This is a genomic window from Desulfosarcina sp. (genome assembly GCF_055467485.1).
In genome coordinates this window covers 1-16675 of the sequence record NZ_JBUOIV010000013.1, presented here as the reverse complement: position 1 = coordinate 16675, position 16675 = coordinate 1, and the positions used below count along the sequence as shown (strand labels likewise).

The window sequence follows — 16675 nt, the reverse complement described above, 5'->3', positions numbered from 1 at the left end:
TAATCGTTTGCTGTCTCCGGTGGCCCCGTCGAAAACAAATCGGGATCAACGATCTTCTCCGGCCTTGACGATCAATGCGTTGACCACGGCTGCCGCCACGTTCGACCCGCCTTTGCGGCCCACGTTGGTGACATGGGGGACATCGCATTGCAGCAAAAGGGCCTTGGATTCGGCGGCGTTGACGAACCCCACCGGCAACCCCACCACCAGGGCCGGCTGAACGGCACCCTGTTCCATGAGTTCGATCAGTCGCAGCAGGGCTGTGGGGGCGTTGCCCACCACGTAAATGCCACCGGCAAGCTCCGCTGCAGCCACGTCCACGGCCGCCTTGGCCCGTGTGATGCCTTTGCGCGCGGCGGTTTCGGCCACCCGTTCATCGGACATGTAGCATTTGACCGTACCGCCGAACCGGACCAGATCACGCTGGCGGATACCCGCACGGGCCATGTTGGTGTCGGTAATGATGGCGCATCCGCTGCGGATGGCCGCTACGCCGGCCGCAACGGCCTGCGGGTGAAAACGGATCATCTGCTGCCACTCAAAATCGGCGCTGGTATGAATCACCCGGCGCACCACCGGCCACTGATCCGCTGAAAAGCCATGGGCGCCGGCCTCGCTGTCGATCATTTGAAAACTCAACTGCTCGATCTCATTGGGTTTCATGAACGGTTCCTTTATTTTTATTTTTTACGGCAGCCCATCGCCTGCAAGCGTTCACGAAATGCCTGGCAGCCGACGGGCAGCTTCCGAAATGCAGGTGGATATAACTGCCCAGGGTCTGGTTGGCCATAAAACCCTCGGCCGCTTTTTCCATGCCGGCACGATCGGTCATCCGGTAGATCCCGGTCAGGTCTTTCGTTTCACTGCTGATGGTGGAATAGTGGAATTCATGCCCGCGCATGACCTGACCGGCCGGTCCCAGCAGCGTGGGCATCGACTGGGTGACCTCCCGGTATCCCAACGCCTTGAGCCGGGCCAGCATGCGCGTGGCCAAGGGCAGGCAGCCGGTCATCGAGAAGGCATTGCCATCGATATCGCCCATCTCCCGGCACAGGTACATGAATCCGCCGCATTCACCGTAAATCGGCATATTCATCCGACTCACCTGCCGGATCTCCTGGAGCAGCAGCCGGTTGCCGGCCAGCACACCGGCATGCAGTTCCGGATATCCCCCTCCAAAATAAAGACCGTCCAGTCCTTCCGGCAGCCGGTTGTCCGTCAGGGGGGAGAAAAAAACCAGCTGGGCACCGGCTGCCTCCAACAGCTCCAGATTCTCCGGGTAGTAGAAGCAAAAGGCGGCGTCCCGGGCCACGCCGATACGCACGCCGGCCACTTGCGTCTCGATTCCGGGAGGCGACGCATTCTCCTGAAGATCAAGATCCGGCAGCCCCTGAAGCAAGGCATCGAGATCCAGCTGCTTTTCAATCAGGGCCGCCAGGAGTCCGCGGTCAGCTTCAGACAGGTCATGGTCCTCCCGGGTCACCAGCCCCAGGTGCCGCTCGGGAATGGCAATGGCTTCATCACGCATCAGGCCGCCCAGCACCGGCATGCGCACGTGGCCGTCCATGGCCGCTTTCAGGTAGTCCAGATGGCGGTCGCTGCCCAGGTGATTGAAGCACACACCGGCAAAGGAGAGCGCATCATCAAAGCCTTCGAATCCCTGCACCAGGGCGGCTGCACTGCGGGCCATGGAGCGTGCCCCCACCACCAGCACCACCGGCAGGCCCAGCCACTTGGCCATCTGGGCGGTGGAGCCCGCCTCACTGCGTCCGTCATAACCGTCGTACAGGCCCATCACCCCCTCCACGACGGCGATGTCGGCACCGACGGTGTGCCTGGCGAACGTTTTCAGGTTATACGCCTGCGAAAGCATCCACCCGTCCAGGTTGCGGCTGGCCCGACCGGTGACCCGGCTGTGATGGCCGGGATCGATGAAATCCGGCCCCACCTTGAACGGCGCAACTTTATACCCCCGGGCAGTGAGCGCGGCCATCAGACCCAGCGTGATGGTGGTTTTACCGGCCCCGCTGTGGGTGCCGGCGATGACGATGCCTTTGATATCATCCTCCTGAAAGATTGCTTGCTTATGGTGTCAGTCACTCATGCCGGCCATTGCCAGGATGGTCCGGCCCGCCGCACAGTATACGTCAGGATAGAGCAGGCAGCCGATCCGGTATATTCCTTTGAGCAGCCCCAAGGTCGGACGCGAGACGACGGTCTCGTCCACCAGGTAAACCTGTCCCGCCTTGACGGCCTTGATGGCGCCGAATCCCGGTTCAGCCATGATCGCCTCCACGGAGACCTGGTTCATGGCGCCCTGTTGGGAAAGGAAAACATCGATTTCGGCGGCATGGGAGAGCAGCCGCTCCTTTCCGTATACCGCGATATTGTTTTTTTCGCGCACCGGGGCATCGCCGGCCACATTGATGCCGCCCGCCGTTTCCAGGGCAAAAATGGCCATGGCCTGGGGCGTGAACGTTTTCATTTTTCGGTGGATGGCCTCGAAGTAAACCCGCTGAGGCTGGTCCACCTGCGCGGACAGCCGACGGAAGTCCGCCACCGCCGCCTGAAAGGCGCGATGCATGCCATCGGCTTGCGCGTCCCTTCCCGTTAACCGGCCCAACAGCCGCCAGTATGCCGCCAGATGGTCCACGGTGGAAGGCTGCACCGACACCACCTGGATTCCACTCTGTTTCAACCGCTGCACCAACCGGGGATACCCGCGGTCGATCATGGGCCGGATCAGGACCAGGTCCGGACGGGCGGCCAAAAACCGCTCCGGGTCGTCGTGATAGGAAAATATCTGCTTTCCTGCAGCTCCGGTCAGATCGGCCGACTGGCCATCGATGCCGATGAGCCGGTCGGCCGCACCCATCGCCAGTAAATTCTCTGTATGGGCGCCATAAAGAGAGATGATGCGTTCATAGGGGGCATGGTCCCGCACGGTTTCATCCATCGGAAAATCATCGGCAAGACCGGAGCTGCCCCAAAACAGCCATGCGATCAGAAGGCTGTAGATGGTCTGTTTTGTTATCAATCCCTCAATCAGCATCTTTTGTATCGGACCTGAAGCCGTCCGGTAAAATCGTCCAGCGCAACCCGGGCCTGAACGTCGAACACCCGTTCCAGGTTTTGCGGAGTGAACACCTCAGCCGTGGGGCCGGCAGCAACCACCCGGCCCCCTTTGACCATAATGATTTCCTGGCTGTATGCCGATGCCAGATTCAGGTCCTGAAACACGGCGATCACCGTCCGCCGCTCATTCTGAACCAGCCCGGACACTCGGTCGAGCAGCGTCAGGGTATGGCGGACGTCCAGATTGGCCGTGGCCTCGTCCAGCACCAGCACCGGGGTGTCCTGGGCCAGCGCCCGTGCAAAGATCACCCGCTGTCGCTCGCCCCCGCTCAACGACGTGATGGGCCGATCCTTGAATGCCATCACATCGCAGTCGGCCATGGTCCGGGCCACCCGGTCCAGGTCTTCGGCGGATGGTGCGCCGAATCGGGGCGTATGGGGGTACCGCCCCATGAAAACCACTTCTTCGACCGTAAAGGGAAAATTGACTGCGTAGTCCTGGGGCACCAGCGCAATCTGTCTGGCCAGTTCCCGCCTGCCGTATTCGCCCAAAGGCCTGCCCGCGTAGTGGATGTGGCCTTGATGGGGCGTGATGTGCCGGCAGATCAGGTCGAGCAGCGTGGTCTTGCCGCAGCCGTTGGGACCGACGATGCCGATAAAACGGCCGGCAGGCAGTTCCAGGTCCAGACCCTCGAACAGGGCCTTGCCCGGGTGGGCGAAACCGATGCCGCAAAGTGCAAAGCCCACGCTTAGAATCCCCTCCCGCCGGTCTGGCGTTTTCGAAACAGGTAGCAGAAAAAGGGACCGCCGATCAGCGCCGTGAGCACCCCGATGGGGATTTCATGGGGCAAAACGGCCCGGGTCACCGTATCGGCGCACAAGAGCAGGAACGCTCCGCTGAAAAGGGACAGGGGCAGCAGGCGACGGTTGTCCGGCCCGACCAGGGCACGCATCATGTGGGGCACCAGCAGCCCGACGAATCCGATAATGCCCGAAACGGACACGCAGGCTGACGCCACCATCGAGGCCGTAACCAGAAGGATCCAGGGAACCCGGTGGGCATCCACGCCCAACGATGCGGCAGCCCGCCGGCCCAGGCACAGCAGGTTCAGATCGCGGGCGTAGAAGACGAAGACCAACAGCCCGACCAGAAGAAAGGTGCCGGAAAGGCCCACATCGATCCAGGTTTTCGACGCGAAGCTGCCCATGAGCCAGAAAATGATCACCGACACCTGCTCATCGGCCACGAACTTCAGGAAACTGATGCCGGCGGAAAGAATGGCCGCGACAATGATTCCCGAAAGGATCAGGTTGTTGGCATTGGCGCCGCCGGCCGACGAGGAGAGGTAGACCACCAGCATCAACGTGGCGGTGGCACCGATGAATGCGCACACGGGCACACTGTAGATTCCCGCCACGGTCAGGTTCAGCAAAAGCGCCAGGGCGGCACCGAAGGCGGCGCCGGCAGAGACCCCCAAGGTGTATGGATCGGCCAGGGGGTTGAGCAGGATACCCTGGAAAACCACGCCGCACAGGGCCAGCCCGCCGCCCACGGCTGCGGCGGTGAGGATGCGCGGCAGGCGAACCTCCATGACGACGACCCTCGTCAACTCGTCCACGTCGGCGATCAGGCCCGCGTTTCCTGTCAGGCTGCCGCCCACCACCCGCAGCACATCCACCCAGGCAATCTTCATATATCCCATGCCGGCCGACAGGCTGATGGCCACTGCCAGGGCCAGGGCCAGCAGGCCGGCCATGAGAAGGCTGTGATTCTGCAGTCGGTGGTGAGACGTGGTGGACGAGGCATCAGGCATGGTCGTTTTAGCTTTCTACCGGTTGTTTCTCCCTGCACCCGGTTTCCAGGCCGCAACGGGAGGCTCGTTTATCTTCAATGACGGGTCTGCCGGCAACGGGCGGTCAGATCGACTTCCAAAACAAAAACCCTTCAAACCTGTCCACCGGTTCGAAGGGTTGCACCCATTTTACTTGGCCCTCAACGTATGAATGGCCGAGAACGCTTTTCCAAGAAGGCTCTCCGGCACAAAGGCAAGGCAGGTCTTCTGGCTTCCCCAGACCCGTTGGGCGCCTTCCCACACCGGTTTCCCGGAACAGTGGCATATGGCCCGACGGATTCCTTCCATCCAGATGAAAGAAACGAGGGTTACAGCGGCGGGACCGCTCCCGGTTTTCACGGGATTCCCTATTAAGCGAAACGCACCTTGCGTCTCCGCTTGTAGGTCAAATCCCCTGGCCTGTCAATGCATAAGGACCGCGCTGAAAAATAATTGCGCAGGCTCGGGCCGGGTATGGATGCGCTGAACAGGCCATGGCACCCGCCCATTCCCATATCCGCTGTTTACGGTGTCGGCCGATCCTTTCGCACCGTGTTGGCGCGCCATATTGACCGGATATTCCTTGGATGGAAAAAGGTGATCCTGTGGTTGAAAACAACATGATAATGATGGTATGTCTTACGGTTAGAAATTGATCCCTCCCCGCGGCAACCCGCGGGGAACACGCACGGTTTAGCGGTTCAAACAAAGGGAAGGCATCCCTACGATGGGGGTCTTGAAAAAATATCATGTGGCCTCCGGATCTTTCGAGGTCGGTCATGCGCAGCCCCGTCTGCTTCAGGCATTCTTAGGCACCTGCGTAGGGGTGGCCGTATTCGATGCCAGCGCCGGTGTCGGGGGGCTGAACCACCTGCTGCTGCCCGAGCCGGTCGGCTCCTGGAGCATGGACCAGCCGGAAAAATATGCCACCACCAGCATGCCATTGTTTTTGAAGCAATTGCTGGACATGGGGGCCACCCGTGAAAACATGCAGGCGGTGATTGCCGGCGGTGCCCTGGTGGGCCCATTGACCCCCCAGGACATGAACCTCGACATCGGCGGGAGAACCGCGGAAAAAACCGTGGCGGCACTGGAGACCGAAGGCATTACCGTGGCTCGATCGGAAACCGGTGGGTTTTTCACCTGCGGTATCGAACTCGACATGCAGCGCTGGAAATGCCGCATTCGGCCTGCCGGATTCGACGCGCCGGATATCAAGGCCGGCGAACCGTCACCGGCCCTGTCGGACGTCCGGCAGGCCATCGAAACCATCCGGCCGATCCCCCAGGTGGCCCTGAAAGTGCTGCGCATCATCGAGGACGGCACTTACGATATCGACAAGGTCTCCGGAGAGGTTAAAAAAGACCAGGTCATCAGCGCCAGAACCATTCAGTTGTGCAATTCAGCCTTGTTCACCAAACGCCATGACGTGGTCTCCCTAGACCATGCACTGGTCTTTCTCGGCCAGGAACTGTTCATCAAACTGGTTATCTCCGCGGCCGTGCAAAGCTATTACAGCCAGAGCGGTAATGGCTACAGCCTGTGCAAGGGCGGCCTTTACCACCACGCTGTCGGAACCGCCATGATCGCCGAGAAAATTGCCGGCATGACCGGAAAAGCCTTGCCCGGCGTCGCTTACACGGCCGGGCTGCTGCACGATATCGGCAAGGTGGTGCTGGACCAGTATATCACCGGCGCCTATCCGATGCTCTACCGTGAATTTCAGGACCGCCAGTCCGAAATCATCGATGTGGAGACCCGGGTCCTGGGCATGGACCACACGCGGGTGGGCGAAATACTGGCAAAAAATTGGTCCCTGCCCGCCTCCCTCGCCAATGCCATCCGATTTCACCATCGGCCCGAGGAGAACCCCAACAACGATCCCCTGACCACCATCGTCTACCTGGGGGATCTGCTCATGTCCCGATTTCACAGCGGTCTCGAACTTGAGCGCATGGGTACGGATCGCATCGCCGACCACCTGTCACAACTCGGTTTGTCCACCGGGCAGTTATGCGATCTCGTGGACCTGATTCCGGAAAAAGTCTTTGAACCGGCCATGGAAACGACGTAGGCCAATAATCCCAAGGACATTGAAACGCTCATGCCCAATGGCAAGACAATGCAACATTCGATGGGAAAGCGCCTTTTACGGCCCATCGCCATATGATGCAACCCGGTGCTCGGACGGGTTGGCCCAACGCCATCCTCCTTACCGCAGCCAACCGACCCGAAACCTGTATGAAAGTCACGTCCATGGATGAAAACCGACAGGCCCTTTTGAAACTGCTCCCCGGAGTGGACCGCATCCTGGAGTGTGGAGCAGACCAAGGGCGCTTTGAACAGATTCCCAAATCGGTGTTGATTCCGTCCATCCGAGCTGCCATCGATGCCCTGCGGGAACGGATTATCGAATCGGATGCCCCACCGGACAGCAGTTGTTTCTCCCCCAACGCCTTGGTTGCGGAAGTTAAAAAGCGGGCCGCACGAACCATGGCCCTGAAGCTGAGGCGCACTGTCAACGCCACCGGGGTCGTGGTGCACACCAATTTAGGCCGCTCCCTGCTTTCCCCGGAGGTGATGGAGAATCTCACAACCATCTCCAGCCGCTATTCCAATTTGGAGTTTGATCTCAAGGCAGGGCGACGCGGGTCACGCTACAGTGCCGTGGAAGGCATCCTGTGTGAACTGAGCGGGGCCCCGGCGGCCATGGTCGTGAACAACAATGCCGCGGCCACCCTGCTCTGCCTGGACACCCTGGCCACGGGCCAGGAGGTGATTGTGTCCCGCGGCGAACTGGTGGAAATCGGCGGATCCTACCGGATCCCGGATGTGATGGCCAAAAGCGGCGCAATATTAAAAGAGGTGGGAACCACCAACCGAACCCACACCCGGGACTATGAAAATGCCATCGGTGAACGCACCGGCCTGCTGCTCAAGGTCCACACCAGCAACTACAGTATCGTGGGCTTCACCGCCGCGGTTTCCCTGCCCGATCTGGTGTCGATCGGCAGGCGGCACGGCCTTCCTGTCATGGAAGATTTGGGCAGCGGCACCCTGGTGGATTTTTCCAAATACGGCCTGATCAAGGAACCCACTGTCCAGGAATCCCTGGCCGCCGGGGTGGATGTGGTCACCTTCAGCGGCGACAAGCTGCTGGGCGGCCCCCAGGCCGGTATCATTTTAGGCGGCAAGCGGCACATCGACCGCATCAAAGCCAATTCGTTGACCCGGGCCCTGCGTATTGACAAAATGACCCTGGCGGCCCTTGAAGCCACCTTGCAGCTCTACCGCGACGAGCCTCAGGCAGTACACCAGATTCCCACCTTGAGAATGCTCACGCTGCCGCTGACCGCCATCCAGGGAAGGGCCGCAGAATTGAAATCCCGCCTCGAACGGGTGCCCGGCGGACGACTGAAAGTGGAATTGTTGGATATTTCCTCAAAGGCCGGAGGGGGTTCATTGCCGATGCTGGACCTGCCCAGCCGTTGCCTGGGCGTTTCTGCAGACGGAATGTCCGTCAATGCCGTGGAGCGGTGGATGCGCAAGAACAATCCGCCCATTATCGGCAGGATCGAAAACGACCGGTTCATCGTGGACCCCCGGACCCTGCAGGAAGAAGAGCTGGATATCATTGAAAAGGCCTTTGCAGACATGCTGGCCGTCGGTACCCATGGAAGGTGAATGGATGGCAGGACACGCATCTAATCTGTTTAAGAGTCGCAGCACGACACAAGAGTTCCTCTTCTCCCGCTCCGAGGAGCGTCTTGACGACGACCATGCACGAAAATTGATGAGGGGCGGGGAAGGCGACGCAGCCCTCTCCCCCACCCCCCGTTTTTCCGACATGCAGGACCGAAAGGGGCTGGTGCGTGCCATTGAGGCCCACATGGCATCCGTTTCCGCGCTATGTGCGCTCGCCGTCAAGATCGAACGGCCAGCCGGAGCAAAAGCGGACCCTGCCGAAAAAACCGGCCTTCCCGAAGATGCGCTGACCGCCATTGCCACGCTCTGCCGGACGCGCAAAGGCATCTGGGCGCGGATCGGCATCGAGCGATTTGTCTGCGTTTTTCCTCATCTTACCGCTGCCGACGGACATGCACTGGCCCGACAGTTGTTGAGCGCTTTCCCCGAAACGGAAAATCCGCCGTTTACCATTGGGGTGGCCGCCTACCCGACCATCAACGATGTCCGCACGAAAATGGTGGACAATGCTGAAAAGGCACTCGACCATGCCTGCTTTTTCGGCCCCGGCACGATCACCGGCTTCGATGCGGTGAGCCTGAACATCAGCGGGGACCGTTACTACCAGGCAGGCGATATCGCCGGCGCCATCGATGAGTACAAAAAAGGATTGCTGCTCGATCCTGCGGACGCGAACCTGCATAACAGCCTGGGGGTGTGCCACGGGGTCCTGAAGGATTTCGACAACGCCCTGAGCGCCTTTGAAAATGCGATCTGGTTATCCCCGCAAGAGGTAATGGCCATCTATAACAAGGGCTATATCCTCCTGCTCAAAGGAGACCGGGAGGCGGCACTGGAATGCTTCCTGAAGGCCGATGCCTGCGAGCCGAATGTTTTCGAAGTGGTTTTTCACATCGGCCAGACACTCGTTGAGATGGGGGCCGCCGAAAAAGCCAGGCCGTACCTGGAAGCCGCCACCCTTGCCAACAACCGATCCGGCACCGCCTTTAAAAGTCTCGGGGCCTGTCTGGACAATCTGGGGCTGACCAAGGAAGCCATCCAGGCCTACAAGAGCGCGGTAAAGATAAACCCCGGCGATGCGGAATCGCTGTCGCTTCTGGGCCGGCTCTACACCGAGCGGGGAGAAAGCCTGGATGTGGCTTCGGTGCTGTGCGAGCAAAGTGTTCGACTATCGCCGGAAAACGGTCTTTTCAGGCACCGCCTGGGCCATGTCTTCCTGAATCAGGGAAAGTTGAACCACGCACTGGCCGAGTTTGAACTGGCCGCAGCCATGGGCCATGACAGCCAGCCGCAGATCGAAGAGACCCAGGATCGCATGACGGCATCCAGGGCATCTTGAAAGGATCCGGGAAACGCGGCTCGTTGAAGTGCCCGATGGTTTGACCAAGCTTGATGGACTCGTAAAAAATCGCATGTTGACGAATCCGTCAAACTTGACCGATAGAGGTTGTTATGATCACTTTCGTGCTTAATTTAACGGGTCCGTCGAGTCGATCGACCCGCAACGGCAAGCATGGTCGTTTGAACCATGACCCGATGAATACCATCATGAACAAGGAGTGACTGTTCCATGCCCATCTATGAGTACCACTGCAAGGGATGCGGTCAGGATTTCGAGTACCTGGTGCTGGGAGGCAGCGAGCCGGATCAGTGCCCGACCTGCAAGGCCGATACGGTCTGTCGACTCATGTCCGCCTGCGGGTTTGTCAGCAAAGGCAGCGGCGGCCAGACCGTGAGCACGTCCGCCTCATCATCGTCATGCACCGGTTGCAGCGCATCCAGTTGTGCCGGATGTGGCCACTGATGGCCAGCGGCACCATCACCATCGGCACCCGGGGCAGCCAGTTGGCCCTGTGGCAGGCCAACTGGGTAAAGGATGCCGTCAACCGCCACTATCCGGATCTCACCGTCGATCTGGCGATCATCAAAACCAAGGGAGACAAGATCCTTGACGTTCCGCTGGCCAAGGTGGGCGGAAAAGGATTGTTCGTCAAGGAGATTGAAGAGGCGCTGCTGGATGGGCGCATCGACCTGGCGGTGCACAGCATGAAGGACATGCCCGCCGATATCCCCGACGGACTTTGCATCGGCGCAATTCCCAAGCGGGAAGAACCGCGCGACGTCCTGATCACCCGAAGCGGTCTGCCGTTGGACCGGCTGAAGCAGGGGGCACGGGTAGGAACCAGCAGCCTTCGCCGGTCCGCCCAGCTGCTTCGGTTTCGACCAGACATCCGCATTGTTCCCTTGCGGGGTAATTTGGACACCCGCTTGAAAAAGCTGGACAGCGCGTCCTTGGATGCGATCGTGTTGGCGGCAGCCGGTGTTCGCCGACTGGGACTGGCCGATCGTATTACCCAGGTCCTGGATGAATCGATCATGCTGCCCGCCGTGGGTCAGGGAGCCTTGTGCGTCGAGATCAGGAACAATGACGCGCGCATCGGCCCCGTGGTTGCCGCCCTGGACGACTTGCCCACCCGCCGGGTGGTGATGGGCGAAAGAATGTTTTTAAACCGGCTTGAGGGCGGCTGCCAGGTACCCATTGCCGGTCACGGACATATCGACGAAAATGGATACACCCTCACCGGCCTGGTCTGCGATGTGGACGGATCCCATCAAGTCAAACAGTCACGAACCGGCCCCGAATTCCAAAGTGAGCAGATCGGCCTGCAACTGGCCGAAGCGCTGCTGGACATGGGCGCCGGAGAAATCTTGGAAAGACTGAACGCGAATGCACAGTAACAGCCAAACCGGCAAAGTGTTTCTAGTGGGGGCCGGCCCCGGAGATCCCGGCCTGATCACCGTCAAGGGGGCCGATTGCCTTGCCAGGGCGGATGTCGTGGTCTACGACTATCTGGCCTCGCCGACCCTGCTGGCGCATGCCAACCCGGATGCGGAGATGATCTACGTAGGCAAAAAGGGCGGCGACCACACCCTGCCCCAGGATGGCATCAACGCACTGATCGTGGAGAAGGCCAAGCAGGGCAACGTGGTGGCCCGGCTCAAAGGGGGCGACCCCTTTATTTTCGGCCGCGGCGGCGAAGAGGCGGAAGTTCTCATCGACGCCGGCATCCCGTTCGAGGTCGTCCCGGGCGTGACTGCCGCCATCGGTGCATCGGCGTATGCAGGCATTCCGCTGACGCACCGGGACTATACATCGGACGTGGCCTTCGTCACCGGCCACGAAGACCCCACCAAGGCCGAATCCAGTGTCGACTGGCATGCACTGGCAACCGGCATCGGCACGCTGGTTTTCTTCATGGGGGTCAAAAACCTGCCGACCATCGCCGCCAACCTGGTGGCCCACGGCCGAGCGGCGGACACCCCGGTGGCGGTCATCCGCTGGGGAACCACCCCCAAACAGAAAACCGTGACCGCAACCTTGGATACGATCGTCGAGGAGGCCCGAATCGCCGGCATTACGGCGCCGGCCATCATCATCGTCGGCGCCGTGGTCAACCTGCGAAAAACCATGCAGTGGTTTGAAAACCGCCCCTTGATGGGCCGCCGGATCGTCGTCACCCGGGCCCGGGAGCAAGCCAGCGACCTGGTTCATCGGCTGACGGAATATGGTGCGGAATGCATCCAGTGCCCCACCATTCAGGTGGTGCCGCCGCCGGACTGGGCCGGAATGGACAGGGCTATCGCCATGCTGGACCAGTATAGCTGGATCGTCTTCACCAGCGTCAATGGGGTGGATTATTTCTTCCGGCGCCTTTTTGAAAACGGGTTGGACGTTCGGGCGCTGGGACACATTAAAACCGCCGCCATCGGCCCTGCCACGGCGGACCGGCTCAGGGCCAGAGGATTGAACAGCGACATCATCCCGCAAAGCTACCGTGCCGAATCCGTGGTGGAGGCGTTTCGCACCATGCCGGTCAAGGACAGCAAGGTCTTACTGCCACGCGCCATGGAGGCACGCAGCGTGCTCCCCGAGGAGTTGACCCGCATGGGGGCAAAGGTCGACGAGGTAACGGCCTATGAGACCCGGCAGGCGGAAAACAGCGCCGCGGACCTGATCGCCCGACTGACTGAAGGGACCATCGATATGGTCACCTTCACCAGTTCGTCCACGGTGAAGAACTTTCACCGCTTGCTGCCTGCCGACCGTGTTGATCGACTGATGCAGGGAGTCAGCGTAGCCAGCATCGGCCCTATTACTTCGCAGACGGCCCGGGACCTGGGCCTTCGGGTTAGCATCGAGGCCGAGACGTACACGATTCCCGGCCTGATCCAGGCAATAGTGAACCACCGGGCGTAACTACCGGCAAGACCTTCGCTGGGAAACGGCAGATCGTGTCGGAAATGGCAATGGAAAATTACATGGATAGCGGGCTGACGGGTGCCGGAGCGTTGGTGGATCGGGAAAAGCGCCATCTGAACTACCTGCGCATTTCCATCACCGACCGCTGCAACCTCAGGTGCCTTTACTGTGTGCCCGAGGGCCGCATTCCCAAACTCGGGCACGACGAGATCCTCAGCTACGAAGAGATCCTGCGCCTGGTGAAAATCGGCATACAGCTCGGTATCCGCAAGGTGCGCATCACCGGCGGCGAACCCCTGGTCCGGAAAGGGGCGGTCGAGTTGCTGGGCCGGCTGGCCCGCATCAGGGAACTGAAGGATGTGTCCCTGACCACCAACGGAGTCCTGCTTGCCCCCAATGCCCAGCGCATATTCGATGCCGGTATTCGCCGCATCAATATCAGCCTGGATTCGCTGGACCCCAAAAAATATGCCCAGATCACCGGTTATGATCGGTTCGAACAGGTGTGGGCGGGCATTCAGCGGGCCCGGGAAATCGGCTTTTCCCCCATCAAGATCAATGTCGTGGCCATGCGGGGGATCAACGATGATGAAATTGCGGCTTTCGGCAGACTGTCTCTGGATCACCCCTTCCACGTCCGGTTTATCGAATACATGCCCATTGGCAACAGTCGAGCCCGTTCGCAAGATCAGATTCTGACTCCGGAAATTCAGGAACGGATTACCGCCATCGGGGAGTTGATCCCGGTGGGAAACGGCCAGCATGACGGTCCGGCCAGGCGCTATCGCCTGGCGGGGGCCCGGGGGGAAGTCGGATTCATCAGCGCATTGAGCCACCATTTCTGCAACCGCTGCAACCGCCTCCGCCTGACGGCAGACGGCAAGCTTCGCGCCTGCCTGCTGTCCGATCGCCACGAATCCCTCAAGGGGCTGTTGAGAAACGGTGGATCGGATGAGCAACTGGCAGAAATTTTCCGGATCGCCGTGCGTCGTAAAGCGGCCGAGCACCAACTTTGCCCCGACGGCGCAACGCGTGTTAAAGACCAGATGCAGGGTATCGGCGGCTGACCGGCCACAACCCCTTGAGGGTCTCCCCACTCTTTACCACCCCCTCCTCCGACCGATGGCTTACCCATATAACCCCTTGCATCGAAAGGGAATTTATGATAGTCGTTTCTATGGATGATTGCAGAAACGCAGGATCTGCCCATCCAGGCACCTTGGTTCTGAACAGTAATTCATCGGTTTCTTTTGCACTGATCTGGCACGTAAGCACTGAGGCAAAACCATGGAACGGGCAAATCTTTTCCCGGATGCTGCGCAGGCTGACACACTTGTCAGCACTCAAGAGAAACTGCTCATCTCCCCTCCCCCTCCCCCTGCAGTGGAAGCCGCGTGCCCGGCCAAGCAGATCAGCCAGCATCAACTGATTAACAAGCTCAACTACCTCAATTTTCGCGACAAACCCCTTTACGTCAATTTTCGCCACAAGCAGTACCATCGCGCCCTGTCCATCAAGGCCAAACCTCAACCATGCCAGGACGACCGATTGACCTGCCTGTGGCAGCAGGATGCCGGCAGCATCGTCGACCAGCCGGATGGTTTTGGGTTTCAAAACATTCTCATACCCGACGGCAATCGCTTTCTGGTCGCCGAACCGCAAGTGCTGGAAATCAGCAGACGAGCCATCCGTCTGATTTTACCGGAGTCCTGCCGTGCCGAAGACGCCAGAAGCGCCAGGCGTCATTCGTGCCGGAACATCAACGCTTATGTGACCCAGAACGGGGCCCTGTTTTACGGATCGATGGTCGATTTCTCGGCGTTTTCCTTCCGGGTTCAGGTTCAGACGACCCCCCCGCAGACCTTTGACTGGGTCGATACCGACCTGGCCGTCAATGTTATCCTTTTCGACGGCAATAAAACGCTGTACTCAGGGGAATGCCGAATCATCAAACAAACCCACGGCCATAAGGACCGTTATTGGGTACTGGAAACCCTTAAACGAAACATCCGACGATTTCGGCCCAAGGAATTCAGAAGTGACCGACACCACATGGTTCCACTTCCCACGATAATTTTTTCTCATCCCCTCTCCAAACAAATCATCAGCCTCGATGTGTTGAACTTGTCGGGGTCGGGTCTTGCCGTGGAGGAGGAATACGGTCATGCCGTACTTTTCCCGGGGCTTATTATCCCGGAGATGGGAATCCGATTCGGCGATGGTTCCTATGCCACATGCACGGCCCAAATCATTTACAGTCAGGTCAATGACGGCGATTCCGCAAGAGGGATATTGAAATGCGGGATTGCACTTCTGGATGTGCCCATCGACGACCATATCAAGCTCTTGACGTTGCTTCATCAGGTCAAGGACAAAAACGCCCACGTGTGCAATCGTGTCAACCTGGACGACCTGTGGAAGTTTTTCTTCGAAACCGGTTTCATATACCCGGGAAAATATGAGTTCATTGAAAAGTACAAGGCGCAGATCAAACAAACCTATATCAAGCTGTACTCCGGGGACTCCAAGATAGCACGGCATTTCATCTACCAGAAAAGCGGGCGTATTCTCGGCCATGTCGCCATGCTGCGATTCTACCAGCGAACATGGCTGATCCATCACCATGCAGCCATCCGATCCGCCTCCAACAAATCGGGCCTTTTGGTGCTGAATCAAATTGGCCTTTTTGCAAACGATTCGCACCGCCTGCATTCGTTAAAGATGCAGTACCTCGGCTGTTTCTACCAGCCGACAAACAAATTCCCCACCCGCGTCTTCGGGGGGGCCAAGCAAAGTATCAACGACAAAGATGGCTGTTCAACAGACGCATTCGCCTATTTTCACCAGAAGGCGTTGTCCCCGGCAGAAAAGGAAATCCCTGCCGGATGGAAGCTCCGATCCGTCTCTACGGAAGACCTGCTTGATTTGCAGAGCGTTTATGATGAAAACGGCGGCGGGCTGATGCTCCGGGCGATGGGGTTGGATGTGGATGCAGACGATTTTAATGACCTGATCGACGACTACCGTGATGTCGGACTCATACGAGATCGTCACCTGTTTGCGCTTGAGAAAAATGGCGAATTGAAAGCGGTGATCCTGGTGAATTTGTCCGACATCGGGTTGAACATGTCCGACCTTACCAACTGTATCTCGATTTTCATTCTTAACCGCACCGGGTTATTCGCAGATGTCATCCAGGCCATCTCTGCTCAGTTGGTCAAGCAGTTCGACCAGCCGTATCTTCCGGTGCTTTTATATCCATCGGCAGACGCAGAAGCGCTTCAGATCAAGCTTGAAAAAGAATACATTTTCTGGGCGCTTAACACGAACTATGGAGACGGGTATTTCAGGTATATTAAACGGCTGCTTAAATTCATCAACCACTAGTTCGGACCTTAAATGAAACCTATCAGCGAAAATGAACCTTTGTATAACAGCAGAGGGATTGGTGTCTGGCTGAAACTGCTCGAACACAAGTATGATTTTGTTGATGTGAGGCAAGTGCTGTCATTTGCCGACATGAAGCCGTACGAAGTGGCGGACCCTGGCCACTGGTTCACCCAGCGCCAAATTGACCGTTTCTATGAAAAGGTTGTTCAACTGAGCGGAAATCCGAACATCGCGGTCGAAGCTGGCCGATATGCAGCTTCGACAGAAGCTTTAGGTGCATTCAAGCAGAATGTTCTGGGCATGATTCACCCGGCCAGAGCCTACGCGATGATCGGCAAGGCTGCCGAAAATTACGCCCGCTCTTCCAAATATGAATCTCGGCCATTGGCCGCCAACAAGGTCGAAATCACAG

Annotated in this window: 13 protein-coding genes, 1 pseudogene and 1 riboswitch; of the genes and pseudogenes, 9 read left to right on the top strand and 5 right to left on the bottom strand. The window is 58.9% G+C overall.

From position 1 onward, the window contains the following. Nucleotides 1-45: 45 nt before the first annotated feature. The 5 genes from ACZCED_RS08505 to ACZCED_RS08485 all read right to left on the bottom strand — a co-directional run bounded on the left by ACZCED_RS08505 (nt 46) and on the right by ACZCED_RS08485 (nt 4889). A complete protein-coding gene (locus tag ACZCED_RS08505) occupies nt 46-663 on the bottom strand; it encodes a precorrin-8X methylmutase (protein ID WP_462969256.1) in 618 nt (205 codons plus the stop codon). Next, complete coding sequence (locus ACZCED_RS08500; RefSeq protein WP_464860655.1) at nt 650-2044, bottom strand: cobyrinate a,c-diamide synthase; 1395 nt, start codon at nt 2042-2044, stop codon at nt 650-652. The genes ACZCED_RS08505 and ACZCED_RS08500 overlap by 14 nt, the downstream gene beginning before the upstream one ends. A 48-nt stretch (nt 2045-2092) precedes the next feature. Then, nucleotides 2093-2956 carry an ABC transporter substrate-binding protein gene (locus tag ACZCED_RS08495; RefSeq protein ID WP_462969257.1) on the bottom strand — a complete coding sequence of 288 codons (864 nt, stop codon included), beginning with the start codon at nt 2954-2956 and terminating at the stop codon, nt 2093-2095. A gap of 89 nt (nt 2957-3045) precedes the next feature. Continuing rightward, complete coding sequence (locus ACZCED_RS08490; RefSeq protein ID WP_462969258.1) at nt 3046-3822, bottom strand: ABC transporter ATP-binding protein; 777 nt, start codon at nt 3820-3822, stop codon at nt 3046-3048. A gap of 2 nt (nt 3823-3824) precedes the next feature. Further along, complete coding sequence (locus tag ACZCED_RS08485) at nt 3825-4889, bottom strand: FecCD family ABC transporter permease (RefSeq protein WP_462969259.1); 1065 nt, start codon at nt 4887-4889, stop codon at nt 3825-3827. 219 nt (nt 4890-5108) lie between these two features. Continuing rightward, nucleotides 5109-5312: riboswitch (cobalamin riboswitch) on the bottom strand. Nucleotides 5313-5643: 331 nt separating this feature from the next. Here ACZCED_RS08485 and ACZCED_RS08480 point away from each other — a divergent pair. The 9 genes and pseudogenes from ACZCED_RS08480 to ACZCED_RS08440 form a co-directional block, all read left to right on the top strand. Further along, entirely contained in the window at nt 5644-6981 is a 1338-nt protein-coding gene (locus ACZCED_RS08480; protein ID WP_462969260.1) for an HDOD domain-containing protein, read from the top strand. Nucleotides 6982-7148: 167 nt separating this feature from the next. Further along, a complete protein-coding gene (gene selA / locus ACZCED_RS08475) occupies nt 7149-8591 on the top strand; it encodes an L-seryl-tRNA(Sec) selenium transferase (protein WP_464860619.1) in 1443 nt (480 codons plus the stop codon). Between the two features lie 4 nt (nt 8592-8595). Next, nucleotides 8596-9951 carry a tetratricopeptide repeat protein gene (locus ACZCED_RS08470; RefSeq protein ID WP_464860618.1) on the top strand — a complete coding sequence of 452 codons (1356 nt, stop codon included), beginning with the start codon at nt 8596-8598 and terminating at the stop codon, nt 9949-9951. 231 nt (nt 9952-10182) lie between these two features. Continuing rightward, complete coding sequence (locus tag ACZCED_RS08465; protein ID WP_462969263.1) at nt 10183-10416, top strand: FmdB family zinc ribbon protein; 234 nt, start codon at nt 10183-10185, stop codon at nt 10414-10416. Further along, nucleotides 10416-11351 (top strand): hydroxymethylbilane synthase, encoded by a 936-nt coding sequence (gene hemC, locus ACZCED_RS08460; RefSeq protein WP_462969264.1) that lies wholly within the window; start codon nt 10416-10418, stop codon nt 11349-11351. The genes ACZCED_RS08465 and hemC overlap by 1 nt, the downstream gene beginning before the upstream one ends. Continuing rightward, the gene (gene cobA, locus ACZCED_RS08455; protein WP_462969265.1) at nt 11341-12870 is read left to right on the top strand and encodes a uroporphyrinogen-III C-methyltransferase; all 1530 of its coding nucleotides are present in this window, start codon (nt 11341-11343) and stop codon (nt 12868-12870) included. Before hemC ends, cobA begins: the two co-directional genes overlap by 11 nt. A gap of 50 nt (nt 12871-12920) precedes the next feature. Next, complete coding sequence (moaA, locus tag ACZCED_RS08450) at nt 12921-13940, top strand: GTP 3',8-cyclase MoaA (RefSeq protein ID WP_464860617.1); 1020 nt, start codon at nt 12921-12923, stop codon at nt 13938-13940. 220 nt (nt 13941-14160) lie between these two features. Beyond that, on the top strand, nt 14161-16260 hold the full coding sequence (locus ACZCED_RS08445; protein WP_464860616.1) for a hypothetical protein: 2100 nt from the start codon (nt 14161-14163) through the stop codon (nt 16258-16260). Nucleotides 16261-16272: 12 nt separating this feature from the next. Next, nucleotides 16273-16675 (top strand): annotated as a pseudogene (locus tag ACZCED_RS08440) (hypothetical protein); the annotation flags it as partial.

Excerpts from the sequence above, each read along its gene's own strand:
- ACZCED_RS08505 (WP_462969256.1), bottom strand. The coding sequence starts at position 663 with ATGAAACCCAATGAGATCGAGCAGTTGAGTTTTCAAATGATCGACAGC.
- ACZCED_RS08495 (WP_462969257.1), bottom strand. The coding sequence starts at position 2,956 with ATGGATGAAACCGTGCGGGACCATGCCCCCTATGAACGCATCATCTCT.
- ACZCED_RS08485 (WP_462969259.1), bottom strand. The coding sequence starts at position 4,889 with ATGCCTGATGCCTCGTCCACCACGTCTCACCACCGACTGCAGAATCAC.
- selA (WP_464860619.1), top strand. The coding sequence starts at position 7,149 with ATGAAAGTCACGTCCATGGATGAAAACCGACAGGCCCTTTTGAAACTG.
- ACZCED_RS08470 (WP_464860618.1), top strand. The coding sequence starts at position 8,596 with ATGGCAGGACACGCATCTAATCTGTTTAAGAGTCGCAGCACGACACAA.
- ACZCED_RS08465 (WP_462969263.1), top strand. The coding sequence starts at position 10,183 with ATGCCCATCTATGAGTACCACTGCAAGGGATGCGGTCAGGATTTCGAG.
- hemC (WP_462969264.1), top strand. The coding sequence starts at position 10,416 with ATGGCCAGCGGCACCATCACCATCGGCACCCGGGGCAGCCAGTTGGCC.
- cobA (WP_462969265.1), top strand. The coding sequence starts at position 11,341 with ATGCACAGTAACAGCCAAACCGGCAAAGTGTTTCTAGTGGGGGCCGGC.
- moaA (WP_464860617.1), top strand. The coding sequence starts at position 12,921 with ATGGAAAATTACATGGATAGCGGGCTGACGGGTGCCGGAGCGTTGGTG.
- ACZCED_RS08445 (WP_464860616.1), top strand. The coding sequence starts at position 14,161 with ATGGAACGGGCAAATCTTTTCCCGGATGCTGCGCAGGCTGACACACTT.